Here is a 26,757-nt window from a genome sequence, read left to right as displayed (position 1 = left end):
AGCGAAGGCGCATCAGTACCCGGCGGGCAAGGCTGCCAGCATGTCCCGTGTCACCGCGACGGCATTGTCGGAGCTACCGCCTTTGACCAGCAGCGTGGCGAACGCGATGTCGCCGCGGAAGCCCACGAACCAGGAGTGCGAGCCGCCGTCGACTTCGGCCTCGCCGGTCTTGCCGTATACCTCGCCCTGATCGGCGATCCGTTCCGCCGTGCCGCCGACGACCACCTGGCGCATCATCGCGCGCAACCCCGCGACGACGTCGGGGGCGAGAGCCGGACGGTCGCCATCGATCCGGGTGGGCCGTCCCGCGATCAGGTAGGGCACGGGCGCCGAGCCGTGTGCGATGGTCGCGGCCATGAGCGCCATGCCGAACGGGCTGACCACCACTTTGCCCTGGCCGAGGCCGTCCTCGGTGCGCTGGATCAGGTCGTCGGCCGACGGCACCGAGCCGGAGGTCGTCGGCAGCCCCACTATCGAATAGGCGGGCCCGACACCGAGCTTCGCGGCGGCCTCGTGCAGAGCGGGACCGGGCAGCTCACTGGCGAGCTTGGCGAACGAGGTGTTGCAGGAGCGCTCGTAGGCCGTGGACATCGGCACGTTGCCGACGGTGAACAAGTTGTAGTTGGGAATGGTCCGCTCGCCGATGACGATGCGGCTCGGGCACGGCAGCACCGTGTCCGGGGTGGCGAGGCCGTTCGACATGGCCGCGGCCGCGGTCACCGTCTTGAACACCGAGCCGGGCGGGTACTGGCCGATCGTCGCGATGGGCCCCTCCCGAGCGGCCGCCTTGTTCTGCGCGACCGCCAGGATCGCGCCGGTGGACGGGCGCAGCACCACCATCATGGCCTGCTCGGTACGCGGCTGCACGGCGCGCTGGGCGGCATTCTGCACGTGGCGGTCGACACTGAGCGAGAACGACGGCGCGGGCTGCGAAGGTACCTCCATCAGCACATCGGTGTCGGCGCCGTTGGCGTTCATGGTGACCACGCTCCACCCCGCCTTGCCGTCCACCTCCGCGATCACCGTCTTGCGCACCTGGGTGAGCAGGTCGGGCGCGAATTCCCGGTCGGTGGCGACCAGATCCCACTGCTGGGTCAGCGTGACCCCCGGCAGCCCGATGAGATCGGTGGTGACCTGGCCGGATTCGTGTTCGTTGAGCAGGGCGACGGTGTAGGCGCCCGCGGCGGCCTTCGCCGCGTCGAGGATGGACTCGGGCGTCAGCGACTTGTCGAAACGGTGCAACGAGGCCGCCAGCGCGGTGGCCACGGTCGCGGGATCGGGGGCGTCGGCCGCGGCGAACGCCACCCGGGACACTCTGCCGGGCACCATGACGTCGCTGCCGGACTGCTCGTTGACCCGCGCCCGCGGCGGCGGATTGGACCGCAACGCCATGGTCTGGGTGTCACCGAGTTTGGGGTGGATGTTGGACGAGGTCCACCGGACCATCCAGCGTCCGTTGCTCCGGCCCATCTGCAACAGGCCCGAATACTTCCACATCCGGTTCTTGGGCAGCCGCCACTCGTAGGTGTACTCCACGGTCGCGGTGTCCCCGGTTACGCGCGCCGCGCCGGTGCGCGCGGTGAGCTGTTCGGCCTGCAGCTGATCCCAGGCCGAACGCAATGCGCCGCTGGCCTTCTCCGGCAGGTTGGTCAGGTCCGCCGCGGCGCCGACCCGGTGCTCGGCAAAAGCTTTGACGAACGCGTCCGCGGCGGGAACGGGTCCTTGCGGCTCGCTCGCGCACGCGGCGGCGGCCACCGTGAGGGCCGCGACGGTGAGCGAGAAGAGCATCCGAGTCGACATCGGCACCGATCGTAATGGTCACTGACGGGCAAACACCTGCGGCACTCCGGAATTCGCCGGGCGTGCTCAGTCGACCAGGACGGTGGCGAAGGTCGCGATCTGCCGGAACCCGACCCGGCAGTAGGCGCGGCGGGCGATCGCGTTGAAGTCGTTCACGTACAGGCTCGCGGTGCGGCCGGAGGCCACCACGGCGTTCGCGACCGCCGCGGTGCCCGCGGTGCCACGCCCCTTCCCACGGTGATCGGGATGCACCCAGACCCCCTGGATCTGGCCCGTGCGCCTGGACAGCGAACCGACCTCGGCCTTGAAGACCACTTCCCCGTCCTCGAAACGGGCCCAGGCGCGGCCGGATTCGATCAAGCTCTGGATGCGGCGGCGATAGCCGCGACCGCCGTCGCCCGCGCGCGGATCGACGCCCACCTCCTCGATGAACATGGCGATCGCCGCCGAGAGGTACCGGTCGAGTTCGTCCTGACGTACGCGGCGAACCTCTTGGTCGGGCGTGGCCAGCGGCGGCTGGGCCAGCGCCAGCAGCGGCTGTTCCCCGCGCAGCTCACGTTCCGGGCCCCAATGTCCGGCCAGCATCTCCCACAGCGGCAACGCCAGCTCTCTGCGCCCGACCACCGAGGAACAGATCCGCGGCCAGCGGATCGCCCGGTCTGCGAACGCGCGCAGCGCGTCTCGGTCGCCGAGCAGCGGCACCAGATTCGCACCCGAGAAACACAGTGACTCCGCGGGGCCGCCCCGGCTCCAGAGCTCGCCCTGACCACACCGGGTGTCCAGGCCGAACTCCTGCAACCGGGCGGCGACCATGCACGAAGCCACCGGATCGGCATCCAGCACACGCAGCACCTGAGCAAGGTCTCGATTAGCGAGCTGCCGCGCAGGGGCATATTTGGCCCGTCGCGCCGGCTCCAGCAGACTCCGCACGGTGACAGCCTGCCACGAACCGGCGCGATGCGGTATGGCTATGCCGAAAGCGCTGGTGAGCGGCTGCTCAGCTGACAGTGACGACGGGTTCGCCCGCGCCGGCGTCCGCACCCATCTCCTCGGCGATGCGCAGCGCCTCTTCGATGAGCGTCTCGACGATCTGGGCTTCGGGAACGGTTTTGATGACCTCGCCCTTGACGAAGATCTGGCCCTTGCCGTTGCCGGAGGCCACACCCAGGTCGGCCTCGCGCGCCTCGCCGGGCCCGTTCACGACGCAGCCCATGACGGCCACCCGCAGCGGCACCGCCATGCCCTCCAGACCGGCGCTCACCTCGTTGGCCAGGGTGTACACATCCACCTGCGCACGCCCGCAGGAGGGGCAGGACACGATCTCCAGCTTGCGCGGGCGCAGGTTCAGCGACTGCAGGATCTGCCCGCCGACCTTGACCTCCTCGGCGGGCGGCGCCGACAGCGAAACGCGAATCGTGTCGCCGATGCCCTCCGACAGCAGCGCGCCGAACGCGACAGCCGATTTGATCGTGCCCTGGAAGGCCGGGCCCGCCTCGGTGACGCCGAGGTGCAGCGGGTAGTCGCACTGCGCGGCCAGCTGGCGGTAGGCCTCCACCATGATCACCGGGTCGTTGTGCTTGACCGAGATCTTGATGTCGCCGAACCCGTGTTCCTCGAACAGGCTCGCCTCCCACAGCGCCGACTCCACCAGCGCCTCCGGCGTGGCCTTGCCGTACTTCTCCATCATCCGCTTGTCCAGCGAACCGGCGTTCACGCCGATGCGGATCGGGATGCCCGCCGCTCCCGCGGCCTTGGCGACCTCCGCGACCCGGCCGTCGAACTCTTTGATGTTGCCGGGGTTGACCCGCACCGCCGCGCAGCCCGCGTCGATGGCCGCGAAGATGTAGCGGGGCTGGAAGTGGATGTCGGCGATCACCGGAATCTGCGATTTCCGCGCGATCGTGGCCAGCGCGTCCGCGTCCTCCTGACGCGGGCAGGCCACCCGCACGATGTCGCACCCCGACGCGGTCAGCTCCGCGATCTGCTGCAGGGTGGCGTTCACGTCGTGCGTCTTGGTCGTGGTCATGGACTGCACCGAGATCGGGTGAGCGCTGCCCACCCCGACATTGCCCACCATCAGCTGGCGGGTCTTACGCCGGGGAGCGAGCACCGCCGCGGGAGCGGTCGGCATCCCCAATCCGATTGTGCTGGTCACCTTCGGCTGCCTACTTTCATCGTGTCCGGCCGGTTCGCTGCCGAGTCTAGCCGTGGCGGATGACGCCCACCTTGTGACAGCAATGACAAGGCCTCCCCCGGCCGACCGCGCCGACCGCTCGGCAGCCCCGGTCAGAACAACTTGATCGGGTTCACGATGTCGGCGGCCAGTGTCAACAGCATGTAGGCGCCGCCGATCACCACGACCACATAGGTCGCGGGCAGCAATTTCAGGTAGTTCACCGGAGCGCCGGGCGCGAGACCCTTCCAGCCGCGGATGGTGTTGCGGACCTTCTCGTAGAGCACCACCGCGATGTGCCCTCCGTCCAGCGGCAGCAACGGCAGCAGGTTGAAGACGCCGAGGAAAAAGTTCAGGCTGGCCAGCACGAGGATGAACAAGTTCCACAGGCCGCGTTCGGCGGTCTCGCCACCGATCTTGCTGGCGCCGTAGACGCTGACGGGAGTCTCCGGATCCCGCTCACCGCCGGTGACCGCGTCCCACAGCGAGGACACTTTGGCGGGCATCTGGGTCAGCGAGTCGACCGTGCGCACGAACATGTCACCGGTGAAGGCGCCCGCGGCGGGCACGGCTGCCAGCAGGTCGTACTGCACCGGCTCGTAGCGGTCCGGCGCCACGCCGACGGCTGACACTTCGCGGCCCGCGCCACCGCCCTCGGGGTAGCGGACGACCCGCTCGGGGGTGACCGGAATGCTGAGGGTGCGGCCGTCCCGCTCGACGACGTAGGTGAAGGGGCCGGTCTGCTTCTGGGTTTCGGACTGGAACTCCCGCCAGGTATCCACCTCGACGCCGTTGACCTGTTTGACAATGTCACCGCGCTGCAATCCGGCGCGCTGCGCCGGGCCCGTGCCGGTGCACGGCTCGGTGGAGCCGTCGGCGTTCTGCTGCGCGACGCAGCTCATGGTGCCGAGCGCGGTGGCGGGCGGCTCTTTCAGGTTCGGCAACCCCCAGCCGACCGCGAGCACCACGATCAGGATGAAGCCGAGGACGAAGTTCATCGCGATGCCGCCGGACATGACCAGCAGCCGCTTCCAGGTGGCCTGGCGGTACATGGCACGGTCGAGTTCTTCGGGGCGCAGTTCGTCCAGCGCCGTCATGCCCGCGATGTCACAGAAACCACCGAGCGGAAGCGCCTTCAAGCCGTACTCGGTCTCACCGCGGCGGAACGAGAAGATCTTCGGCCCGAATCCGATGAAATACCGCCGCACCTTCATGCCGGTCGCCTGGGCAGTCCACATGTGCCCACATTCGTGCAGCGCGATCGACACCGTGATGCCCAGCGCGAACAGCACGAATCCCAACGCGAACACCATTTGCTCTACAGCCCTCCTGCGTTTGCGCAGCTCGAATATCCCGCACGCACGCGTCCGCTCCTGGCCGCGAGCACTCTGATCACCCTAACCGGACAGAGACCTGCCCTGTGTCTTCAGTGTGCCAGGACGCCGTCGTTGCGCGCGTCCGATCCGTCATCGAGCGGTCTCAGCCGCCTACCCGGGCGGCGGCGAACTCCCGCGCCCAGGCGTCCGCGGCAAGAACCTCCTCGAGCGAATCCGGCTCGGCGCGCCACCGGTCGGCCGCCTCGACCGCGGCGGCCACCGTGCCGACGATCTGCGGGAAGCGGATGGCGCCGTCGAGGAAGGCCTGCACCGCGACTTCGTTCGCGGCGTTGTAGACCGCGGTGACGCTGCCCCCGGCCTGCCCGGCCGCGCGGGCCAGCTCGACCGCCGGGAAGACCTCGTTGTCGACCGGTTCGAACGTCCAGGTGGACGCGGCGCCGAAATCGCAGGCCGCGGCGGCGCCGGGCACCCGGTCCGGCCAGCCGAGCGCCAAGGCGATCGGCAGCTTCATGTCCGGCGGACTGGCCTGGGCGAGCGTGGAACCGTCGGTGAAGGTGACCATCGAATGCACGATCGATTGCGGGTGCACGGTGACGTCGATGCGGTCGTAGGGCACGCCGAACAGCAGGTGCGTCTCGATCAGCTCCAGTCCCTTGTTCACCAACGAAGCCGAGTTCAGGGTGTTCATCAAGCCCATCGACCACGTGGGATGCGCCTTGGCCTCGGCGGGCTCGACCGACTCCAGCATTTCGGCGGTCCACCCGCGGAACGGGCCGCCGGATGCGGTCAGCACGAGCCGGTCGACCTCGTCGGCGCGACCGCCGCGCAGGCACTGCGCCAGCGCGGAATGCTCCGAGTCGACCGGGACGATCTGCCCGGGAGCAGCGGCCCTTGTCACCAGAGAACCACCCGCGACCAGCGATTCCTTGTTGGCCAGGGCGAGGCGGGTGCCCGACTGGAGGGTGGCCAGGGTCGGCTCCAGCCCGAGCGAGCCGACCAGCGCGTTGAGCACGACGTCCGCCTCGGTGCGGCGCACCAGCTCGGTCACCGCCCCAGGACCACCCAACGGCAGATCCAACCGCTGGGCCGCCGCCGGGTCGGCGACTGCGACATTGCGGGTGCCCGTGGCGGCCATCTGGGCGGCGAGCAGCTCGGTGTTGCCGCCGCGCGCGGCGAGTCCGACCACCTCGAAGCGGTCGGGATTGGCGGCGATCACCTCGAGCGCTTGGGTGCCAATGGATCCGGTGCTGCCCAGCAGCAGGACTCTCACGATGTCGGACACGACTTCATTGTGTCCTACCCGCCGCACCGTGTTCGACGGGCGCGGGCCGACTTACAACGACGCACCGTCGTATGCCACGATATGCGGCAGTAGCTCATCGAGTGCGTACCGGAATCGCGGTACGAAGGAACAGCTAAGGAGCGATCGTGGCCGCCACGGAACTCGAACACGCCGACACCGAGCGCGGCATCGTCACTCGCGTGGACCCCGCCGAAGTTCCCTCCGCGGCCTGGGGTTGGAGCGGCGAGTCGCGGCGCACCTTCCGGGTCGCCGGCTGGATCGTCGCGCTGATCCTGCTGGCCATGCTGGTCGGCAACCACAGCGGCCAGGTCGAGAACCTCTTCCTCGTCGGCTTCGCCGCCCTGATCGTGGGCATCCTGATCCGCGACTCGTTGTTGCAGCGCAAGCCGCGCTAGTCACTACCGCGTAGCCGCGCCCCGGTACCGTGTGCGTCCGAGGTCCGCGTCCCAACCGGGTCGCGGGCCTCGATTTCTATTCACCCGAACCTTTAGGACGCAATGATCAAGACCTGTTCCGCCGCCCTGCTCGTCGCGAGCGCCTTCGGCTCGCTGCTGTTGCTGCCCGCGGCGCCCGCGTACGCCCAGTCGGCGGCGTGCGGCGCGGCCATCGACGCGATCAACGCCGCCATCGACCAGTCGGGCGGGAATCTGGACTCGACCGTGCAGCAATCCCTGGCCGCCGAGCTGTCGGCGATCCCGGCCGAAGGTGCGGAGAAGGACGCCATCGCCGCCTACGCCCACGCCCTCACCGACGACGAGGTCACGAATCTGAACCCGGCGACCGACGAACTGAACCGGGTCTGCAACGGCTGATCGCCGGGCGGTGCGGACCGGCCGGGGTTCGCACCGCCGCCAGTCCTGTGCGGCTCGAACCGGCTAGCGCCCGCGCCGCCGGGCGGGCTTGTTCTTGGCGGGAGCCGGACGACCGCCTGTCTTCTTGGCCGAAGGCTTCTTCCGCGGCTCGTTCGTGTCGGCCCGGGCCGGGGCGCGTGAGCTGCGCTCGGAGCGGCCGCGCACGACGCCGATGAAATCCTCGACCGCCTCGGTGGTGTGATCGGCGGGCCAGGCCAGCGCGATTTCCGTGTCGGAGACACCGAGCATCGTGCGGTAGACGAGGTCGCGGCGATGGTGCAGACGAGCCACCGAATGGGGCACGATCGCCGCCCCACCGGCCGCGGCGACGAGTTCCAACGCGCCGGCCACCGCGTCGACGTCCGACGTGTCCTGCAGATGCTCATCGGCCAGGTCGTCCATGCGTACGTCGTCGAACACCGAGAGCGGGTGTTCCTTCTGCACCACCACGACGGGGACCTCGCGATAGAGCGGGATCGCGCTCATGCCTTCGCGGTCGATCGGCAGCCGGACGAAGCAGAGGTCGACGCGTCCCTCGCGCAAGGCCGCCTCCTGCTCCGCTTGCGGCAGCGCGATCACCTCGAGCGGTGTGTCCGGATACCGCTCAGCCCAGATCCGGGTCCATTTGGTAACGGTGACCCCGGGCACGAAACCCACACGCAGGACAACCGGAGCCTCCGCCTGCTGCCGCACCGCCGATTCGGCCCGCGCGATGATCTCACCCGCCTGCTCCAGCAACTCCCGTCCCTCGTCGGTGAGCCGGGTCGGTTGCGCGCCGGGCACGAAAAGCTTCGTGCCGAGTTCGTTCTCCAGGTCGATGACGGTATGGCTCAGCTTCTGCCGCGAGATGTGCAGCGCCTTCGCCGCGCGCGCGAAGTGCAACTCTTGCGCGACCGCGACGAACCAGCGCAGGCGCACCACATCTATCGACTCCAACCGGCTCATTCGTGGAAGCGTATGCCAATGGCCGATGGGAACCGCCCGCGCCGCCGAGTAGCGGCTGCCCGCCTCCGCGTTGCGCGACTCGGACTGCGGACGAATCCGTCCGGCGGCGCCCGTTAGGCTGTATCGGTGAGCCCGGACAATAAAACGCAGACGATGAAGCCGCTGACGGCGGCGAACAAACTCGGCATCTACCTTCCGGCCGCGCCCGAGGAGTTCCGCACCGCACCGATCTCGCGCGCCCAGCTCGACGCGCTGCGCGACGATCCCCCTGCCTGGCTCACCGAACTGCGGCGCAACGGCCCGTTCCCGCGCGACGTGGTGGCCCGCAAGCTCGGCGTCTCCAACACCGGCTTGACCCGCGCCGAGGTCTCCGATCACCTCACCGCCGACGAGATCGACGCCCTGCTCGCCGACCCGCCGGAATGGCTCGTGCGCGAGCGCGAGAATTACGCCGCGGTCCGCGCGGAGAACGCGCGCATCAAGGCGAAGGAAGCCGAACGTCGCGCCGCCACCAACCGCCCGGCGAAGAACCGCGGCTAGCGCGTTTCAGTTCTCCGCGGCCAGTTGTCCGCAGGCGGCCGCGATTTCCTGACCGCGGGTGTCGCGGACCGTGCACGGCACCCCCTGCGCGTTCACGCGCCGGACGAACTCCTGCTCGACCGGCTTGGGGCTGGCGTCCCACTTGGAGCCAGGGGTGGGGTTGAGCGGGATGACGTTGACGTGCACGCGGGAGCCGAGCGCCCTGTGCAGTTTCTCGCCGAGCATGTCCGCACGCCACGGGTGATCGTTGATGTCGCGGATCAGCGCGTACTCGACCGAGACGCGACGGCCGGTCGTGTCGGCGTAGTAGCGGGCCGCGTCGAGCACCTCGGCCACCGGCCAGCGATTGTTGACCGGGACCAGGGTGTCGCGCAGTTCGTCGTCGGGCGTGTGCAGTGAGACCGCGAGCGTGACCGACAGGCCCTCGTCGGCCAGCTTGCGGATGGCGGGAGCCAGCCCCACGGTGGAGACGACGACATTGCGCTGCGAGATGCCCAAGCCGTCCGGCGCGGGCGAGGTGATCCTGCGGACCGCGGCGACCACACGCTTGTAGTTGGCCAGCGGCTCGCCCATGCCCATGAAGACGATGTTGGACAACCTGCCCGGACCGCCCGCCACTTCCCCGTCCCGCAGCGCGGCGGCCGCGGCACGCACCTGGTCGACGATCTCGGCGGTGGACAGGTTGCGGTTCAGCCCGCCCTGGCCGGTGGCGCAGAACGGGCACGCCATGCCGCATCCGGCTTGGCTGGAGATGCACAGGGTCGCGCGGTCCGGGTAGCGCATGAGGACACTTTCCAGCAGCGTGCCGTCGCCCGCGCGCCACAATGTCTTCCGGGTCTCCCCGTCGTCACACGCGACGTGCTTGACGACGCTCAGCAGCGGAGGGAACAGCGCCTCGCCGATCTTCTCCCGCACCGCGGCGGGCAGATCGGTCATCCGGGCCGGGTCGGCCTGCAACCGCGCGTAGTACTGCCGGGCGATCTGATCGGCGCGGAACTTCGGCAGGCCCAGTTCCTCGACGGCCGCGCGCCTGCCCTCGGCATCGAGGTCGGCGAGATGGCGCGGCGGCATGCCGCGGCGCGGAGCGTCGAAAACCAGGGGCAGGGAGACGGTCATAATCGCTCCATTCTCCCATCCGCGCGAACCGGTCGCGCACTCGACCGCGTCCGAGCAGCCCGACATGCCGGGTTCGATGCGGGAAATGCCCGCGTCCGCGATAGCGGTCGGCCATGATCGAGACATGTCCACCCACCCCGAATACCCGCACGAACCGGATCCGGATCTGTCGCGTGGCGGGCGCGCTCCACGACCGAGCGCTCCGGTAACGCCGACACCGACGAAGTCGCTGTCCTCGCGCACCGGTTACACCTGGACCGGGCTCGTCACCGGCGTCCTGATCCTGGTTCTGTTGCTGATCTTCATCCTGCAGAACCTGGAGCAGATTCAAGTGCGCTTCTTCTTCTGGGACTTCTCGCTGCCGCTCGGCGTCACCGTGCTGCTGTCGATGATCGGCGGCGCGCTCGTCATGGCCTCCGTGGGCGGCGCCCGCATCCTGCAGTTGCGCCGCGCCGCCAAGAAAGGCTGACGCGCCGGATCACAGCAGCGTCGACAGCACCAGCCAGGAGACGAACGCCGAAGGCAGCATCGAGTCGAGACGGTCCATGATGCCGCCGTGGCCCGGCAAGAGCGTGCCCATGTCCTTGATGCCGAGTTCGCGCTTGATCTGCGACTCGATCAGATCCCCGCAGGTGGCCACCAGCACCAGGCCGACGCCGAGGACGACGCCGATCATCGAGTTGGCCTCCAGCAGCAGCGTCACCGTGAGCAGACCACCGATCACGCTGAACACCAGGGAGCCGCAGAAACCCTCCCACGACTTCTTCGGGCTGATCGAAGGCACCATCGGATGTTTGCCGAACAGCACGCCTGCCACGTAACCGCCGACATCCGAGCAGACCACCAGGATCATGAACGTCAGCACCCGCAGGTTGCCGTCCGGCTCGAGCAGCAGCAGCGTGGCGAACGAGGCGAGCAGCGGAATCCAGGCCAGCGTGAACACCGTGATGGCGGTGTCACGCAGGAAGTTTCGCGGCGCGGTCTGCAAACCGTGGTCGAACAGCCGCCACACCATGCAGATCAAGGTGGTGGCGGCGAACGCGCCCGCGACACCGCTGGCGCCGTAGGGCCAGCCGAGCCAGAACACCGCCTGGCCGCCGACGATCAGCGGAACCCGCGGGACGAGCACGTCGGCTTCACGCAGGCGCTTGGCGACCTCCCAGGTCGCCACGCCCACACCGGCCGCCGCGACGCCGATGAACAGTTTCGGCACGAACAGCAGGATGGCGATCAGCGAAAGACCCAGACCGAAGCCGACGGTCAGCGCGGCGGGCAGATTACGACCCGCGCGCGAACCACTCGACGGCGCGGCGGTGCGGGCGGCCGCGGCATCCGACTCCGACGCCGCGGCGGAGCCTAACGGTTCATGACCGGACGCAGCAGCATCGTGCGACTGCTCGTGCATCGCATCGGCTGTCCCGTTCACCGGCGGCTCCTCTGCCGCACCGGCCGCGGCGGCGTTCTCGGCCACGATTGTCCCGTCGCTCAACTCGTCGTTCCGTTCGTCCCCCGCCCGGGCGGGCCTCCGCTGGGTTCCGGCGGCACTCGCGGTGACCGGGCCTCCTCCGGGCCCGTCACTCCTGCCGACCGATCCGCGTCAGACCTCGAGCAGTTCGGCTTCCTTGTGCTTGACCAGTTCGTCGACCTGGCCGACATACTTGGCGGTGGTCTTGTCGAGCTCCTTCTCGGCGCGCCCGACCTCGTCCTCCCCCGCCTCGCCATCTTTCTGGATGCGCGACAGTTCGTCCATCGCCTTGCGACGGACATTGCGGATGGCGACCTTGGCGTCCTCGCCCTTGCCCTTGGCCTGCTTGGCGAGTTCGCGGCGGCGCTCCTCGGTCAGCTGCGGCACCGAGATCCGGATGATGTCACCGTTGTTGGTGGGGTTGACGCCCAGATCCGAGTTGCGGATCGCGGTCTCGATCGCCCCGAGCTGGCCCGCCTCGTAGGGCTTGATCACGACCATGCGCGGCTCCGGCACCGTGATGCTGGACATCTGGGTGATCGGGGTCGGCGATCCGTAGTAGTCGACGACGACCCGGGAGAACATGCCCGGATTCGCCCGACCGGTACGAATGGTTCCGAGATCGTCCTTCGCCACCGAGACGGCCTTTTCCATCTTCTCCTCGGCGTCGAAGAGCGCTTCTTCAATCACGACCGTTTCCTCCACAGCGTCGTCATGTCACGATCCGCGGTCAGCGGGTATCAGGACCTAACCAGTGTGCCGATCTTCTCACCGGCGACCGCGCGGGCGATATTGCCCTTGGTCAACAAATTGAACACCAAAATCGGCATCTGGTTGTCCATGCACAAGCTGAATGCGGTCGCGTCGGCGACCTTGAGGTCGCGCTCGATGACCTCTTTGTGGGTGATCTCGGAGTACATGGTCGCGGTCTCGTCGACGCGCGGGTCGGCGGTGAACACTCCGTCGACCGCCTTGGCCATCAACACCACGTCCGCGCCGATCTCCAGCGCGCGCTGCGCCGCCGTGGTGTCGGTGGAGAAGTACGGCATGCCCATGCCGGCTCCGAAGATGACCACGCGGCCCTTCTCCAGGTGCCGCTTGGCGCGCAGCGGAAGGTAGGGCTCGGCGACCTGGCCCATGGTGATCGCGGTCTGCACCCGGGTGTCCACGCCCTGCTGTTGCAGGAAATCTTGCAGGGCAAGGCTGTTCATCACGGTGCCGAGCATGCCCATGTAGTCCGAGCGCGCGCGTTCCATGCCGCGCTCCTCGAGCTCGGCGCCGCGGAAGAAGTTTCCGCCGCCGATCACCACGGCCACCTGGACGCCGGTGGCGACCACCTCGGCGATCTGTTCGGCGACCGTCTGCACCACATCCGGGTCCAGCCCGACCTTGCCTCCGCCGAACATCTCCCCACCGAGTTTCAGCAGCACCCGGCGATATCCTGGGCGATCGGTCCCCGGGTCCGTCATGGGTCTCCAGTCTCCTTCGGCGGTGGATTGTCGATTTGCGGCGATTCGGCGCGCACGGCGGGAGCCCGTGGCGTGGAGCTAGGCAGAGCGGCATCCATCCTGCCTTACTCGGTTCCGGCGGCAGCAGAAGACCCCCCGTCAACCGGCGTTCGTTCGGTCGGCGGGGGGCCTGCTCGCTGGGGGTGCGGCGGGACTTAGTTCGCGCCGACCTCGAAGCGGGCGAAGCGGGTGACGGTGACACCGGCCTCGTCGAGCAGCTTCTTGACGGTCTTCTTCGAATCGGTGACCGACGGCTGCTCCAGGAGCACGACGTCCTTGAAGAAGCCGTTGACCCGGCCCTCGGTGATCTTCGGCAGCGCGGCCTCGGGCTTGCCCTCCTCGCGAGCGGTCTGCTCGGCGATGCGGCGCTCGTTCTCCACGATGTCGGCCGGGACCTCGTCGCGGGTCACGTACTTGGCCTTGAGCGCGGCGACCTGCATGGCGGCGGCGCGGGCGGCCTCGGCCGCGGCATCGCCCTCACCGGTGTACTCGACCAGCACGCCGACGGCGGGCGGCAGGTCCGAGGCACGCTTGTGCAGGTAGGTGGCGACCGGGCCGTTCAGCGAGATGACGCGGCGCAGTTCGAGCTTCTCGCCGATCTTCGCGGCGAGCGCCTGCACGGCCTCGTCGACGGTCCTGCCGCCGAGGTCCAGCGCCTTCAGCGACTCCAGGTCGCCCGGCTTGGCGGCCGCCGCCGCGGCGACGACCTGCTCGGCCAGCTGCTGGAACTCCGCGTTCTTCGCGACGAAGTCGGTCTCGGAGTTGATCTCGACCATGACGCCGTCCTTGGCGGCGACCAGGCCTTCGGCGGTGGTCCGCTCGGCACGCTTGCCGACGTCCTTCGCGCCCTTGATGCGCAGCAGTTCGACGGCCTTGTCGAAGTCACCGTCGGTCTCGGCCAGCGCGTTCTTGCAGTCCATCATGCCGGAGCCGGTCAGCTCCCGGAGCCGCTTCACATCGGCAGCGGTGTAGTTCGCCATTCTCGGCGAGCCTCCTTCGGAGAAGTGTGGGTGTTGGCAGCGGCGATCACGATGGCACTCGCTCGTGATCGCCGCCGAAACAGCGGATGAAGAGTCTCAGGCCTCGGCCGAGCTCTCGGCGGCCTCGGCACCGGGCGCGGCCTGCGCGAGCAGCTCCTGCTCCCACTCGGCCAGCGGCTCACCCGCGCCCGCCTCCGGCTTCTCGTCGCCCGCGGACGCGCCGGCGCGCGCCTGCACGCCCTCGGCCACCGCGGAGGCGACCACCTTGGTCAGCAGGGCGGCGGAGCGGATCGCGTCGTCGTTACCCGGGATCGGGTAGTCGACCAGGTCGGGGTCACAGTTGGTGTCCAGGATCGCGATGACCGGGATGTTCAGCTTGCGCGCCTCGCCGACGGCGATGTGCTCCTTGTTGGTGTCGACGACCCAGATGGCCGAAGGCACCTTCTGCATGTCGCGGATACCGCCGAGGGTGCGCTCGAGCTTGTTCATCTCACGCGTCAGCATGAGGATTTCCTTCTTGGTGCGACCCTCGAAACCACCGGTCTGCTCCATGGCCTCGAGCTCCTTGAGGCGCTGCAGGCGCTTGTGCACGGTGGAGAAGTTGGTGAGCATGCCGCCCAGCCAGCGCTGGTTGACGTACGGCATCCCGACGCGAGTCGCCTCGGCCGCGATCGACTCCTGGGCCTGCTTCTTGGTGCCGACGAAGAGGACGGTGCCGCCGTGGGCGACGGTCTCCTTGACGAACTCGTAGGCCTTGTCGATGTAGGTCAGGGTCTGCTGCAGGTCGATGATGTAGATGCCGTTGCGGTCGGTGAAGATGAACCGCTTCATCTTCGGGTTCCAGCGCCGGGTCTGGTGTCCGAAGTGTGCGCCGCTGTCGAGCAGCTGCTTCATGGTTACGACAGCCATAGCTCCCGTATCTCTCTTTCATTTGCCGGTTGACGCAGCGAATCGGCGATCCGCTGCCCTGGCGCCGCCGAATCGTCGGACCCGGCCGGGAAGGCGGGGACCAGCCGGCGATTCACTGTTCCGAACACGCTGCCGCGAACCCGGAAATCTCGGGCTCGATTCGGACAGCGCCGCTAGGAACAAGCACGGGTGGCGCGCGAAGTCGGTCCATGCAGGCACAGACCGCTCGATCAGTTTACGGCCTCGCCGCACGCAGACCTAAATCGATCCGAGCGGAACCCTTTGACCAGGCGGAACGGAGGCTTTCCACAGGCAAGCGAGTTATCCCCATTCCGGGGATCCGGCCGTCGGCCGCAGTTCGACCACGGGAGGGTGGAGGACATGAAACCGATTTCCACCGTGACGACCTTCCTGGTTCCACTGTTGTTCGTGCTCGGCGTCGTCGTCACGCCGCCGGCCGGGGCCGAGGCGCCCGCGCCGGAACCCGCGCTCGGGGCGTGCGCGGGTTCGGTCTGCCCGCCGTCGCTCTCCGATCTGCTGCGGCGCGCGCCTCGCCCGTTCCGGCAATCCGGCCGCGACGCCGGTGGGCACGACCGACTCGAGACGACTTCCGCCGAGCCGGCATCGCGACCGGAGACGGACTTCCCGGTACGGCGGGAATGACATCGCCGCACGGCAGGCGGCTGGGCCGGTGGCTTGCTCCGCTGCTCGGAATCGCCGTCGCCGCGGTCGCCGCCACGGAGCCGATGGCGACGGCCGCACCCGGCCGGTTCGGGTGGCCGCTACAACCGCGCCCCGCGGTGCTACAGCGCTTCGACAAGCCGGCGCAGAACTGGCTGCCGGGGCATCGGGGGGTCGATCTGGCCGGCAGCGAGGGGCAGGCCGTGCTCGCCGCGGGGGAAGGGATCGTCGTGTTCGCGGGGACGGTGGCCGACAAGCCGGTCGTGTCCATCGCCCACCCCGGCGGGCTGCGCACGACCTACGAGCCGGTTCGCGCCGAGGTTCCCGTCGGCAGGCGCGTCGGCCGGGGCACCCCGATCGGCGCGCTGGAGGCCGGGCATCCCGGATGCGCGACGCCGTGCCTGCACTGGGGCGCACGCGCCGAGGGCGATAGCCGACGCAGCCGTGAGTATCTGGACCCCCTGGGACTCCTGTACCTCGCTCCCCTGCGGCTCAAACCTGTGCGTCCCTGAACCCGGCGCCTGGATTCGTTGCTTCTTCGCGCACTCAGGGGCGGGTGGCGCGCCGCCGGCGGTGCCAGGTGCGATGCGGCTGGGGACACGGGCCCATGGCGTCGCGGAAGCCCACTCCACGAATCGGCGTGTCGGTGGGGAGAGCTGGCGGTACCGGGTGGGCGGGGTGAAGATCAGGGCATGGAGGATGGGCTGTCAGCGTTCACGTATTCCGAGGTCGGCGCGACCCGAGGGCCGCTGCCGGAGGGATATCACGGGTTTCGGCTGCGGCGGCGCATCGGGCGCGGACGAGCACTGTTCGAGCACGCGGGTGCGGAGATCCGCGCCTATCGGGTGCAGAAGGGCACCGGGATCTTTCGATCCGCCGACACCCCGACCGCCGAGCCCGGCACCACCATCACAGTGCGCCTGGGATTCGGTCCGTTCGGGATCGTCGCGCCGTGCCGGGTGGTGTACGTCCTCGACGAACCCGACAGGCGAGGCTTCGCGTACGGGACCTTGCCCGGACACCCCGCGTCCGGCGAGGAACTGTTCGCCGTCGAGTACGACGCCGCCGAAGACGCGGTGTACGGACTGATCGTCGCGTTCTCCCGCCCCGCCACCTGGTACACCCGCCTCGGCGGACCCGCGGTCCGGCTGATCCAGCGCTTCGTCGCGAGCAGGTACCTGGCAGCCTTACCGAAGTCTGTTTGAGTGAGATGTCTCCGTCCGGCGCGGCGGAGAGCTACAGCAGTTCGGTCAGGACCCGAGCCTCGGCATGCAAGGCCTCGCCACACACGGCTGGGCATGTGGCCGCGGCGTCTGAAATCGCTTCTATCAGAACTTCCGACTGTCCATCGATCGACCAAGAGGCGCGCGATACTTTTCCGGTGACCGCCGAACCCGAGATGGCCGGGGAGCCCTCGAATCTTCCGGTAGATCCAGCGTCGCCCGTCTACGACGAGATGCTTGACGCCCGTGTCGAGATCCAGGAGATCATCGAATCTTCACGGCTGATGGGCCTCGATTCCATGTCGTTCGATCAGTTGATGACCTACATCACGGCCAAGCGCGAATACCAGGCATCCGCGTATTCGGACACCGAAGCCGTCGACCGCGCCCGGCGCGACCACGAGTTGCAGGCGGAGTCGAGGCGCACCGAACTGGCGAAGGAAGAGGCGGAAGCGAGGAACAAGATCCTCGAATCGCGCTACCGCGCTGGACTGGCCACGGCGCTCGTGGCAGGTACGGTCGCCGGAGTCATGTTCGGCATTGTCAAAGGTGTACCGGCGCAGGAGCTGACGCAATATCTGGCGCCGGTATCCGGCCTTGCCGGGATCGTCGTCGGCTACTTCTTCGGGCGGGAGTCGAGATGAGATGCTCGCAGGCTCTCGTATCGGCGACCGGGCCGACACCGGCGCCCGCCCGAGGACCGGCCGCCTGTGGCGTGACCGGCCGGACGCCTACGGTGTGACGATCGCGAAATCGGGATCCGGGGCGTCGAAGATGTGCACCAGTTCGGCGAGCTTGGTGACATCTCCCTCGATGACGATATCGCCGGCGGCAGCCGCGACGCCGAAGTCGTCGCCGGCCAGCAACACCCGGATCAGGGTGGTTTTGGCCAGCGTGAATGTGGCGTCCGGTTCGGGTAGCCGCATGCCCGGGGCGACATCGAAGTGGGTGAGGCGACCGTTGCGCAGTTCGAGCCGGTGCGGGCGGTCCTGGTCGGTGAGGATCCAATCCGTGACGAGCCGATGGTCCCACGCCTTGGGACCGTCGACGCGCAGCGCCAGGGCGTCGAAGATCTGGTCGATACTCAGCGCCGCGACCATGGTCGGCGATTCGGGCTTGGCCGGCGTGCCGAACGAACCGTAGCGCAGCTCGTAGGCTCCGCTGAGATAGAAATTGCGCCAGGTCGCGTTCTCCGCACCATAGGCGAGTTGCTCGAAGGTACTGGCCTGCAACGCTTTCGCTGCATCGTTGTCCGGGTCGGCGAAGATGACGTAATCGAGCACCTGCGCCACCCAGCGATAGTCCCCGGCCTCGTAGGAAGCCCGGGCCTTGCGCAGCACCTCCTCCGCACCGCCCATGAATTCCACGTGCCGCCGGGCCGATTCGACCGGCGGGTGCTCCCAGAGGTGCGCCGGGTTGCCGTCGAACCAGCCCATGTAGCGCTGATAGATGGCCTTCACGTTGTGATTGACCGAACCGTAGTATCCGCGCGCATGCCAGGCCTCGGCGACCGCGGGCGGAAGCGTGATCAGTTCGGCGATCTCCGCGCCCACGTACCCCTGGTTCAGTAGACGGACGGTCTGGTCGTGCAGGTACCCGTACAGGTCCCGTTGCAGTGCGAGGAACTCCACCAGGCGCTCGGTGCCCCAGGTCGGCCAATGGTGCGAGGCGAAGACGACGTCGGAGTCCCGGGCGAACAGGTTGATCGCCTCGGTCAGGTATTTCGCCCAGACGTGGGCGTCGCGCACCACCGCACCGCGCAGTGTGAGCACATTGTGCAGAGTGTGGGTCGCGTTCTCGGCCATACACAGCGCGCGGCGGTCGGGAAAGTAGAAGTTCATTTCCGCGGGTGCCTCGGTGCCGGGCGTGAGCTGGAAGACCATTCGTATCCCGTCGATGGTCTCCTCCTGACCGGTCGCGGTGATGTCGACGGTCGGGGGGATCAGTGTGACGGTGCCGACCGACGTGGTCTGGCCGAGCCCGGAGCCCACCGCGCCGAGCGGACCGCGCGGCAGCACCGCGCCGTACATGTACCCCGCACGGCGCGCCATCGCCGTGCCCGCGTAAACGTTCTCCGCGACCGCGTGCTCCAGGAAACCGGCGGGCGCCAGCACCGGACAGCGCCCCTGCTCGACCGCCTCCGCTGTGACGACTCCGTGCGCACCGCCGAAGTGGTCGACGTGCGAATGCGTGTAGATCAACCCGGTCACCGGGCGATCGCCACGATGGGCGCGGTAGAGCGCGAGACCCGCCGCCGCGGTCTCGGCCGAGATCAGCGGATCGATGACGACGACGCCGGTTGCGCCTTCGACGAGCGTCATGTTGGACAGGTCGAGCCCGCGGATCTGGTAGATGCCGTCGGTGACCTCGAACAACCCCTGCCGCACGAGCAGGCCGGACTGCCGCCAGAGGCTCGGATGCACCGACGCGGGGCAGGGTTCCCGCAGGAACGCGTAGGAGTCGTTGTCCCACACGACGGTTCCGTCTTCGGAGGCGACCACGCCGGGTGTCAGCGCGGCGATGAATCCGCGCTCGGCGTCGGCCGGATCGGTCGTGTCGGCGAAGGGCAGTGCGGCGGCCGCACGCTGGTGCTCCGCGACGATGAAATCGCTCGGCTCGCTCGCTGTGCTCATTGTCGTCCTCCTGTCGTCTCGGACCTTGCTGAGCCGCCCCCCTGCTCGGGTAGCGGTTCGAGGGAGCCGGCCGCCGCCGCGGTCACCGCGACCACGACCACCGCCGCGGCCGTCGCGGCGACAATGCGACCGCCATGGGCGTAGCGACCCCGGCGAAGACCGTGGTTACGCAGGTAGCAGGCCCCGGCCAGCGCCGCCATCGCGAGCGCGGCCGCGACGGGCGCGAACGCGGAGGCACGCCACCCGCTGCCGAGGGCCTGATGCACGAACAGCGTGCCGACGACCATCGCCGCCACGGCGGTGCGCCGCCACGCCAGTGCGGTGCGTTCGGCGGACAGATGGGGCGCGCTCACCGCAGCAGCACCGCCACCGCCGCCAGCACCGAGACGACCGCGATGCCCGCCGACAGGATCGGCACCAGCACCGTGTCCGGCAGCGGTTCACCGCGCCGCATGGCCACGCCGACGCGCCGCCAGTGCGCGTACGCGCCGACCGCGACGACCGCCGCCAAGACCAGGCAACTCAGCGCGATCACGCGACGCAGTCCCGCGATTCGGAACGACTGGACCAGGGTGTGCACCGCGACACCACCGGCCAGCAACCCCAAGGAGGTCCGCATCCACGCGAGGAAGGTGCGCTCGTTCGCGAGGGTGAAGCGGTAGTCGAGTTCCTCTTCACCGTCTTCCGATTCGGCTTCGGGATTCGGCAGCGTCACGCCGCCTCGGCTCGGATAGGAAGAACCCGGGTGCGCGACCGCGTGCGACCGGCCCACTCGCGCCGAAGCGCACGGCGCCCGGGATGCGGCGACGTTCCGGTGCACGGGATCACGCCGGACTGCACGGTGCTCACGGCACACCACGCTAGTGCGGATCGCGGCAACTCGCGGGACGCCGTCGCCGACCGCGGGAACACGATCGATGTGGGGACGCACGCCGGACACCTCGCCACAGAAGGTTCGCTCGCCGCCGCGTTACGCGGGTAGCTGATCGAAAGCCAGATCAGTCCCGGACCGCCCCGGGTCAAGGCTACAGTGGAGCACATGGAACGGCGCGCGTCTCGTGTTCGCTGGCCTATATCACGCAATCGGACCAGTTCGCAGCGCTTCTCCGCCGGGTAGGTCCGATTGGTGACGCTCACGGGCACCACTCCATAGCTGTAGCGTTGGCAAATAATCAGCTACGTCAGCGTAACCGGCGCCACGGGACCCGTCCACGCTCCGCCCCGCCCGTGACCGGCTGGTTATGCGCGATTCGAGCGGGGTGTCAGATCACGATCGCGTTCTCGAACGTCATGGCCAGCCGCGCCACGGACGAGGACATCAGCGCGCGCCGCGGCAGGCCGAGCGACCGGAGTTCCGCGGCGATCTCGTGATCGCCGAGTTTCAGTTCCGCTCCGCCGACCCGCGCCCGCATGCCGGAAGGCCGCATTTCCCAGCGCGTACAACGGGTGACACCGTCGATGTGCGAGTAGGCGTCGAACGAGGAGGCGGCAGCGCGTCCGTTCGGGGTCGCGAACCCGGGCCGCACCCGGAGATCCGCGATCAGCCGCCCGTTCTGGTGCAGCGCGCCACTGCGCGTGCGGGCACCGTGGTCGACGACGAATTCGGCGAGTTCCTTGGGAAACCCCCAGATGCCGCGCCCGGCGGCCAAGGTGAAATCCCCGTCGACCGGCAGCCGGTGGATCAGTACGCCCGCACGCCCGGTCACCAGCGCCTTCGAATCACCGAAACGCTCCGCCGTTCCCGCGGTGTGGTGTCGCACCATGAACGAGACACCGAACTCGTTGTAAGGGCCGAGATCGCCGTCGACGTAGTCGACGAAGACCAGCGTGCACATCGCCCGCCCGCCGGGCAGCCGGAGGATTCGCAGCCCGGAGTAGTCGATGAGGCGTTGAGCCGACCCGGCGGGCACCAGGTAGGTGGCCATGAAGGCGTGCGCGAGCCGGATACGGACCGGCATGTGTATCTCACGACCGAGAACGGTGTGCGTGCTCACGTCGACGCCTTTCTGCGCATCGGCACGGGCGCGCCGGATCGCGTGTCCACTGGTCATGTATATGGAACACGTATCAGTTTATCGACGCAATGCACGTTTCCATGCGCTTTCAGTCGCAAGGAACACGTTTCAATCTTATGGGCTCACTCCTCCGCGACACGGACCTCGGACGACTTCGGCGCGTTACGCAGGCGAGCTTCCAGGCCATCGAGGACGCACAGCAGGCCGAAGTCGAAGGCCATCGCGCGCGCGACCTCCGGGTCGGTCGGCACGGCCGCCTCATAGTCCGCGAGCATTTCGGGATAGTCGCCGGCCAGTTCGTTCATCACGCGCAGCATGCCGTCGGTGTCCATCTCGGCTCCCCGGGACGCCGCGTCCCAAGCGATTTCGGGAATCACCTGGCCGAGGACGAAACACATCACCGATCCGCTGGCCAGATAGATGTCCACACCCTGAAAACCCGCCTGGACGAACGCGCGGCGCAGCCGATCGCTCAGCCGCAAGGAATTCGGGCCGATACTGGGCAATCGCCCGACCAAGGACGCCACCCACGGATGCTCCCTGATGGTCGCGCGAAAGCTGTAGGCGAAGGTGGTCAGCAGTTCCCGCCAAGACGCCCGCTCGGGCTCCGGGGTCCGGACCATGCCCCAGAACTCGTCGAGCACCAGCTCCAGCAGCTCATCCTTGTTGGAGACGTGCCAGTAGAGACTGGTCGCTCCCGCACCCAGCTTCGCGCCGAGCTTGCGCATGCTCAGCGAATCCAGCCCTTCGGCATCGAGTATCTCGACCGCCGCGGCGATGATCTGCTCCCGGTGCAGCCCGGACGCCCTGGGCTGGCGCGGCTGCTTGGTCCATACCGACGAGAACTGCTGCTTGGTCACGACACGATCCTATATTCGCTCGCACACCGTTCGACTTTCTCGTACGCTGTGCGAGTGGAATCGAACGTTGTACGAGACCCCCGCCGGTGGTGGATCCTGGGGGTCCTCTGTCTTTCCTTGCTCGTGCTGATGCTCGACAGCACCGTGCTCAATCTCGCGATCCCGTCGCTGATCCGGGAGCTAGGCGCCACCCCGTCGGACGTGCAGTGGATTCTGGACGCCTACGTGCTGGTCTTCGCCGGTCTCCTGCTCACCGCGGGCAGCCTGTCCGACCGCTTCGGCCGGAGGCGAGCGCTGATCTGCGGGCTGGCCGTGTTCGGCGTGGCGTCGCTGGCCGCCGTACTGGCCACCGAACCGTGGCAGGTCGTGGCCGCGCGCGTCGCGATGGGCGTCGGCGGGTCGCTGCTGATGCCGTCGACCTTGTCGATCTTGATGACCACCTTCGCCGAGGACGAACGGCGTACGGCCATGGCGGCGTGGTCGACGGTCTCCATGGTCGGCATCGTCGCCGGACCGACGCTGGGCGGATTCCTGCTCCAGCACTACTGGTGGGGTTCGGTTTTCTTGCTCAACATCCCGGTGGCGGTTCTCGCGATCGTGGCGGCCGTCGTGCTGATGCCGGAGACCACCGGGGAGCAACGGCCGGTCGACCTGGTCGGCGTCGTGCTCTCGGTCGTGGCGCTGACCGCGACGGTCTACGTGATCATCGAGCGGGAATGGAACATTCCCGTGCTCGTGCTGGCCGCCGTCGCGGCGGCCGCGTTCGTCGTATGGGAGAGCCGGTCCGTCCATCCGATGCTGCCGTTGGCGGTGTTCCGCAGTCGCGACTTCACCGGCACCTGTTTCACCCTGCTGCTGATGGTGTTCGGGATGGGCGCGGTGATGCTGATGCTCACGCAGTACCTGCAGTTCGTGCTCGGCTACGGGCCGATGAAAGCGGGTCTGGCGCTGCTGCCGTACGCCGTGGCCGCGGCGGTCTGCAACGGCCTCGGCGCGACTCTCGGCAAAACGCTGAGCAACAAGACGCTCATCGTGTCCGGTCTGCTCGTCATGGGCGTGGCCTTCGGCATCCTCGCCCTCGCGACCGGCTATCTCTGGATTCTGGTCAGCATGCTCGTGATGGGCGTGGGCGGCGGTTTGGCGGGTCCGGCCGCCTACGCGGCGATCATGAGCGCGATCCCGCTGCAGCACGCCGGTGTCGGCTCCGCGATGAACGACACCATCCAGCAGGTCGGCATGGCGATCAGCATCGCCGTCCTCGGTAGCGTGCTGGCCGGTGTGTTCACCTCCCACATGCCCGCCGACGCGCCCGACATGGCGCGTGAATCCATCGGCGCCGCCTTCCAGCTCGGCTACATCGAGCCCGCCAAGGAGGCATTCACCGCCGCCATGTCCACCGGCGCGTGGATCAGCGCCGGATTCAGTATCGCGGCCGCCCTGCTCGGCGCGGTCCTGCTGCGGGCACGGCGACCGAAGCCGGCCGAACAGCCGGAGACCGTCCCGGTCGCGAACGCCTGACTGTGCCGGTGAGCCGTGACGGGCGCGTGCGCGTCATCCGCCCGTCACGGCGCAGCCGCCCCGGGCGGTGGGCCTCCGGTTCGCGTCGAGTAGCGATGGCGACGCCTTTCCGGATCCCCCGGTATGAATGATTCCGACCCGGGGGTTGATGGTCTTGCGCGTGTCCTCCGAGCAAAGTTGAAGGTGTTCACATCTGACGGCCTTCAACAAACGAGGGCTAGTGAAAGCAATCAATCCTCTGGAGACATCATGACCACGAACAAAATGCGCGCAACGGCGGCGGCGGTAGCGCTCGCACCGATCATCGCACTCGGTTCAGGTTTTGCTTCCGCTGCCCCGGACGTATCCCCGGGACCAGTGGCGGATAATTCGACGCCGATCCCGGCGCAGGTCGAACCCGCGACGCTGGGCCTGGTTTGGCCGCTGGGTATTTTCTGTGCTCCTCTCCTGCTGCTTCCGCCGGTCGTCAACGCGGTGGCCGTATTCGTGTGCGCCGCCTGACCCGACTTCCGAGAAGGGAGCTGAGGACCAGGGCACGATGCGACTCGTCTCGGATCGTGTCGCAAGTGGCTCGCACATACCCTGACCGGGCTCTCCGTCGATGGGCCTGCCGATATGGCCGCCGGTCCACCGGCGCACCCGGTCAGGGAACTTCTGCGAATCAATCATGCGGCTCGGATAAGTGCGGTTGAATTACCGGATGGCCAAGTTCAGGAAACTCGTGAGCGCTGCCGCGGCACTCGCCGCAGGCACGGCGCTGTTCGGGGCGCCCGGGGCCGCACACGCCGAGTCTCCGTCCGTTCTGGGCGGCGGCTCGGGCATCGTCGTCGGCGGTCAGAACATCTGCAGCCTCACCACTATCGGACGTGATTCCGGTGGCCGGTTGGTCGGATTCACCGCAGCGCATTGCGGTGAAGTGAACTCCACGGTCGTGGCCGAATCCAACCGGGACGCCGGCGCCGTCGGCACTGTCGCCTATGCCGACAGCGGTTTGGACTATGCCGTGATCGTGTTCGATCCGGAAATGGTCGTGCCGGTCAATCAGGTGGGCGGTACGACGATCACCGATCTGGGCGGTCCGGCCCAATCCGGGGACTTCGTCTGCAAGGAAGGCCGGACAACCGGGCGGACCTGCGGGCCCGCCTATGGCAATGTCTTCACGGCCGGCAATGCGACCTGGACGCAGACGTGTGTCGTCGAGGGCGATTCGGGCGGGCCAGTAGTGGTTGGGACCACCCTGGTCGGCATGGTCAACGGCTACCTGGTCGTACCGTGCATCGGACCGCAACTCGGAACCGACTTCAGCGCGGTCGTCGCCGACGCGAACGCTCGCGGCGAGGCCGGGGCCGGTTTCCAACCGATTTGATCGGACACACCGGTGCCCCGATCCCGCATCCGGCCCGGCCGGAGCCTTTACCTCTCCTGATCTGTGACAACGCCGAATTCGATGGCGCGTTCGACCAGGAACAGCCGCTTTTGGTTCGGGGGTAGGGCTTCGACCCGGAATATCCGGAACAGCGCTCGCATATGCGTCTTGACCGTCGAGATACTCAAGCACAAATCGTGTGCGATCTGGCTGTTGGAGGCGGGGTACGCATACCCGTTGCGCGCGTCGTAGGGTCGGCACAGCGCCTCGAGGACCATATGCTGAGCCGGGGTCAGTGAATCGCGATTCGGCAGTGGTGAATTGGCAAGCGTCATCTCCTCGTCGGAGGATGACGCGGCCTTGAAGACGAATACCGATCGCCCTACCCGAATGGTGTCGCCGGAGTCGAGTTTCCGCCGCCCGCCGACGCGTTCACCATTGACGAATGTCCCATTCTTCGATAGCCCGTCGTCGACGATGACCCAGCAACCGCCCACCCGCTCGATAATGGCGTGCAGACGGGAGACGGTCACGTCGGTCAGGGCGATATCGGCGGCGGCGGACCGCCCGATGGTCACTTTCGACACTCCCCCATCCAGAGAAATCTCGCGCGCCGTTTCGGGGCCGACGGGCTTGGAGGTAGTGGAAATGGTGGCGGACTGCCGCCACGCGGTCTGCCCTGCCAATGCGTATGTTCCGCGATGCAGGGCCTGTGGTCCGCTGAACGTAGACATCGTTCGTTTTCCCATCGAAGTACGTCGTGAACTGCGGGCACCGATTCGCTCTCTTCAGGGTGCGCCTCCTCGGCGGTGATCACATACGGTTTCGCCTACTTCGATGCCTGACCGGGACGTGCGGCCATCGACTGTGCGCCCGCAGCGAAAGGCGGATCAGGATGGTCGGATGAGCGTCATGATCCGACCGCGGACCGGCACCGACCTCGACGCCTGCGTCGCGGCCTTGCGCGAGGTCCACGACGTCGACCGATATCCGGAACTCTGGCCCACGGACCCGGTGGGTTGGCTGTCGCCGCCCAAGCTCCTCGCGGCCGTCGTCGCCGAACGCGACGGGATGGTCATCGGGCATATCGGTCTCGGCGTGAGCGGCCGAACACCGCAAGCGGTGCGGGATGCGGTCGGCACGGCGGCTGTCGTCTCGGTGATCCGGCTGTTCGTGGTCCCGGGTGCGCGTCGGACCGGAGTGGGCGTGCGCTTGCTGGCGGCGGCGGTCGGCGTAGCCGAGAGCCGTGGGCAGCGGACAGTGCTCACCGTGGAGTCCGGCAGCGCTGCGGCGATCGCGATGTACGAGCGGAGTGGGTGGCTGCGCGTGCACAGCGGATCCGGCGGTTGGTACACAGCGAACCGGCAAGAGGCTCGGGTGCACTACTACGTCAGCCCGTCAAGGCACGGATCGTCATGGTGAACCGCGACCGACGCACTGTCCTCCGCCTTGCTCGGGCGGTGCGGCGCCTTCGAGCGAGCATCCGCGCGCGGTCGGTGGAGGCAGGGTGCGCTCGTACGCCGTTGCCCTAGAT

30 protein-coding genes are annotated in these 26,757 nt (G+C 68.1%); 12 read left to right on the top strand and 18 right to left on the bottom strand.

From position 1 onward, the window contains the following. Nucleotides 1-12: 12 nt before the first annotated feature. From K8O92_17940 to dxr, 5 genes are all read right to left on the bottom strand, one after another. A complete protein-coding gene (locus K8O92_17940) occupies nt 13-1,800 on the bottom strand; it encodes a penicillin-binding transpeptidase domain-containing protein (GenBank protein ID UAK29879.1) in 1,788 nt (595 codons plus the stop codon). 66 nt (nt 1,801-1,866) lie between these two features. Further along, entirely contained in the window at nt 1,867-2,730 is an 864-nt protein-coding gene (locus K8O92_17935; GenBank protein ID UAK29878.1) for a GNAT family N-acetyltransferase, read from the bottom strand. 67 nt (nt 2,731-2,797) lie between these two features. Next, the gene (ispG, locus tag K8O92_17930) at nt 2,798-3,955 is read right to left on the bottom strand and encodes a flavodoxin-dependent (E)-4-hydroxy-3-methylbut-2-enyl-diphosphate synthase (GenBank protein ID UAK29877.1); all 1,158 of its coding nucleotides are present in this window, start codon (nt 3,953-3,955) and stop codon (nt 2,798-2,800) included. Between the two features lie 131 nt (nt 3,956-4,086). Then, nucleotides 4,087-5,286 carry a site-2 protease family protein gene (locus K8O92_17925; protein ID UAK29876.1) on the bottom strand — a complete coding sequence of 400 codons (1,200 nt, stop codon included), beginning with the start codon at nt 5,284-5,286 and terminating at the stop codon, nt 4,087-4,089. Nucleotides 5,287-5,452: 166 nt separating this feature from the next. After that, nucleotides 5,453-6,592 carry a 1-deoxy-D-xylulose-5-phosphate reductoisomerase gene (gene dxr / locus K8O92_17920; protein UAK29875.1) on the bottom strand — a complete coding sequence of 380 codons (1,140 nt, stop codon included), beginning with the start codon at nt 6,590-6,592 and terminating at the stop codon, nt 5,453-5,455. Nucleotides 6,593-6,738: 146 nt separating this feature from the next. On the opposite strand from dxr, the gene K8O92_17915 reads away from it, so the two are divergent. Then, entirely contained in the window at nt 6,739-7,008 is a 270-nt protein-coding gene (locus K8O92_17915) for a DUF2631 domain-containing protein (protein UAK29874.1), read from the top strand. A gap of 102 nt (nt 7,009-7,110) precedes the next feature. Continuing rightward, nucleotides 7,111-7,425, top strand: coding sequence for a hypothetical protein (locus K8O92_17910; GenBank protein UAK29873.1), 315 nt, complete (start codon nt 7,111-7,113; stop codon nt 7,423-7,425). 63 nt (nt 7,426-7,488) lie between these two features. Here the strand turns inward: K8O92_17910 and K8O92_17905 are convergent, their stop codons facing one another. Next, nucleotides 7,489-8,409, bottom strand: coding sequence for a LysR family transcriptional regulator (locus tag K8O92_17905; protein UAK29872.1), 921 nt, complete (start codon nt 8,407-8,409; stop codon nt 7,489-7,491). Between the two features lie 153 nt (nt 8,410-8,562). Between K8O92_17905 and K8O92_17900 the strand changes: the two genes are divergently transcribed. Continuing rightward, entirely contained in the window at nt 8,563-8,949 is a 387-nt protein-coding gene (locus K8O92_17900) for a DUF5997 family protein (protein UAK35770.1), read from the top strand. A gap of 6 nt (nt 8,950-8,955) precedes the next feature. Here the strand turns inward: K8O92_17900 and rlmN are convergent, their stop codons facing one another. After that, nucleotides 8,956-10,065, bottom strand: coding sequence for a 23S rRNA (adenine(2503)-C(2))-methyltransferase RlmN (gene rlmN / locus K8O92_17895; GenBank protein UAK29871.1), 1,110 nt, complete (start codon nt 10,063-10,065; stop codon nt 8,956-8,958). Between the two features lie 124 nt (nt 10,066-10,189). Between rlmN and K8O92_17890 the strand changes: the two genes are divergently transcribed. After that, nucleotides 10,190-10,534 carry a lipopolysaccharide assembly protein LapA domain-containing protein gene (locus tag K8O92_17890; protein ID UAK29870.1) on the top strand — a complete coding sequence of 115 codons (345 nt, stop codon included), beginning with the start codon at nt 10,190-10,192 and terminating at the stop codon, nt 10,532-10,534. 9 nt (nt 10,535-10,543) lie between these two features. Here K8O92_17890 and K8O92_17885 read toward each other — a convergent pair whose 3' ends face one another. From K8O92_17885 to rpsB, 5 genes are all read right to left on the bottom strand, one after another. Then, a complete protein-coding gene (locus K8O92_17885; GenBank protein UAK35769.1) occupies nt 10,544-11,470 on the bottom strand; it encodes a phosphatidate cytidylyltransferase in 927 nt (308 codons plus the stop codon). A gap of 192 nt (nt 11,471-11,662) precedes the next feature. Further along, entirely contained in the window at nt 11,663-12,220 is a 558-nt protein-coding gene (gene frr / locus K8O92_17880) for a ribosome recycling factor (protein UAK29869.1), read from the bottom strand. Nucleotides 12,221-12,270: 50 nt separating this feature from the next. Then, nucleotides 12,271-12,999 carry a UMP kinase gene (gene pyrH, locus K8O92_17875; GenBank protein UAK29868.1) on the bottom strand — a complete coding sequence of 243 codons (729 nt, stop codon included), beginning with the start codon at nt 12,997-12,999 and terminating at the stop codon, nt 12,271-12,273. Between the two features lie 194 nt (nt 13,000-13,193). Further along, nucleotides 13,194-14,018, bottom strand: a complete 825-nt coding sequence (gene tsf, locus K8O92_17870) for a translation elongation factor Ts (protein UAK29867.1) — start codon at nt 14,016-14,018, stop codon at nt 13,194-13,196. Between the two features lie 96 nt (nt 14,019-14,114). Then, a complete protein-coding gene (gene rpsB / locus K8O92_17865; protein ID UAK29866.1) occupies nt 14,115-14,927 on the bottom strand; it encodes a 30S ribosomal protein S2 in 813 nt (270 codons plus the stop codon). Between the two features lie 381 nt (nt 14,928-15,308). Between rpsB and K8O92_17860 the strand changes: the two genes are divergently transcribed. From K8O92_17860 to K8O92_17845, 4 genes are all read left to right on the top strand, one after another. After that, complete coding sequence (locus K8O92_17860; protein UAK29865.1) at nt 15,309-15,590, top strand: hypothetical protein; 282 nt, start codon at nt 15,309-15,311, stop codon at nt 15,588-15,590. Continuing rightward, nucleotides 15,587-16,120 carry a M23 family metallopeptidase gene (locus K8O92_17855; GenBank protein ID UAK29864.1) on the top strand — a complete coding sequence of 178 codons (534 nt, stop codon included), beginning with the start codon at nt 15,587-15,589 and terminating at the stop codon, nt 16,118-16,120. Before K8O92_17860 ends, K8O92_17855 begins: the two co-directional genes overlap by 4 nt. 180 nt (nt 16,121-16,300) lie before the next feature. After that, nucleotides 16,301-16,813 carry a DUF1990 domain-containing protein gene (locus K8O92_17850; protein UAK29863.1) on the top strand — a complete coding sequence of 171 codons (513 nt, stop codon included), beginning with the start codon at nt 16,301-16,303 and terminating at the stop codon, nt 16,811-16,813. A gap of 176 nt (nt 16,814-16,989) precedes the next feature. Next, nucleotides 16,990-17,475, top strand: a complete 486-nt coding sequence (locus tag K8O92_17845; protein UAK29862.1) for a hypothetical protein — start codon at nt 16,990-16,992, stop codon at nt 17,473-17,475. 87 nt (nt 17,476-17,562) lie between these two features. Here the strand turns inward: K8O92_17845 and K8O92_17840 are convergent, their stop codons facing one another. The 5 genes from K8O92_17840 to K8O92_17820 all read right to left on the bottom strand — a co-directional run bounded on the left by K8O92_17840 (nt 17,563) and on the right by K8O92_17820 (nt 22,339). Further along, nucleotides 17,563-19,464, bottom strand: coding sequence for an MBL fold metallo-hydrolase (locus K8O92_17840; GenBank protein UAK29861.1), 1,902 nt, complete (start codon nt 19,462-19,464; stop codon nt 17,563-17,565). Beyond that, nucleotides 19,461-19,817 (bottom strand): DUF202 domain-containing protein, encoded by a 357-nt coding sequence (locus K8O92_17835; GenBank protein ID UAK29860.1) that lies wholly within the window; start codon nt 19,815-19,817, stop codon nt 19,461-19,463. The genes K8O92_17840 and K8O92_17835 overlap by 4 nt, the downstream gene beginning before the upstream one ends. Further along, nucleotides 19,814-20,179 (bottom strand): DUF202 domain-containing protein, encoded by a 366-nt coding sequence (locus K8O92_17830; GenBank protein UAK29859.1) that lies wholly within the window; start codon nt 20,177-20,179, stop codon nt 19,814-19,816. The genes K8O92_17835 and K8O92_17830 overlap by 4 nt, the downstream gene beginning before the upstream one ends. Nucleotides 20,180-20,726: 547 nt before the next feature. After that, nucleotides 20,727-21,458, bottom strand: a complete 732-nt coding sequence (locus tag K8O92_17825; GenBank protein ID UAK35768.1) for an acetoacetate decarboxylase family protein — start codon at nt 21,456-21,458, stop codon at nt 20,727-20,729. Between the two features lie 143 nt (nt 21,459-21,601). Next, complete coding sequence (locus K8O92_17820) at nt 21,602-22,339, bottom strand: TetR/AcrR family transcriptional regulator C-terminal domain-containing protein (protein ID UAK29858.1); 738 nt, start codon at nt 22,337-22,339, stop codon at nt 21,602-21,604. A 117-nt stretch (nt 22,340-22,456) separates the two neighbouring features. Between K8O92_17820 and K8O92_17815 the strand changes: the two genes are divergently transcribed. The 3 genes from K8O92_17815 to K8O92_17805 all read left to right on the top strand — a co-directional run bounded on the left by K8O92_17815 (nt 22,457) and on the right by K8O92_17805 (nt 25,223). Further along, nucleotides 22,457-23,857: an MFS transporter gene (locus K8O92_17815; protein UAK35767.1), complete on the top strand. Its 1,401-nt coding sequence runs from the start codon at nt 22,457-22,459 to the stop codon at nt 23,855-23,857. A 249-nt stretch (nt 23,858-24,106) separates the two neighbouring features. Beyond that, a complete protein-coding gene (locus K8O92_17810) occupies nt 24,107-24,358 on the top strand; it encodes a hypothetical protein (protein ID UAK29857.1) in 252 nt (83 codons plus the stop codon). Nucleotides 24,359-24,557: 199 nt separating this feature from the next. Continuing rightward, nucleotides 24,558-25,223, top strand: coding sequence for a S1 family peptidase (locus K8O92_17805; protein UAK29856.1), 666 nt, complete (start codon nt 24,558-24,560; stop codon nt 25,221-25,223). Between the two features lie 47 nt (nt 25,224-25,270). On the opposite strand, the gene K8O92_17800 is transcribed toward K8O92_17805, so the two are convergent. After that, nucleotides 25,271-25,957: an FHA domain-containing protein gene (locus tag K8O92_17800; protein UAK29855.1), complete on the bottom strand. Its 687-nt coding sequence runs from the start codon at nt 25,955-25,957 to the stop codon at nt 25,271-25,273. Nucleotides 25,958-26,126: 169 nt separating this feature from the next. On the opposite strand from K8O92_17800, the gene K8O92_17795 reads away from it, so the two are divergent. After that, on the top strand, nt 26,127-26,645 hold the full coding sequence (locus K8O92_17795; protein ID UAK29854.1) for a GNAT family N-acetyltransferase: 519 nt from the start codon (nt 26,127-26,129) through the stop codon (nt 26,643-26,645). Nucleotides 26,646-26,757: the final 112 nt, after the last annotated feature.

This window comes from Nocardia asteroides, from assembly GCA_019930625.1.
Classification (GTDB): domain Bacteria; phylum Actinomycetota; class Actinomycetes; order Mycobacteriales; family Mycobacteriaceae; genus Nocardia; species Nocardia sputi.
Note: the sequence above shows the minus strand (reverse complement) of the source record. Positions and strands in the feature narration are given on the sequence as shown.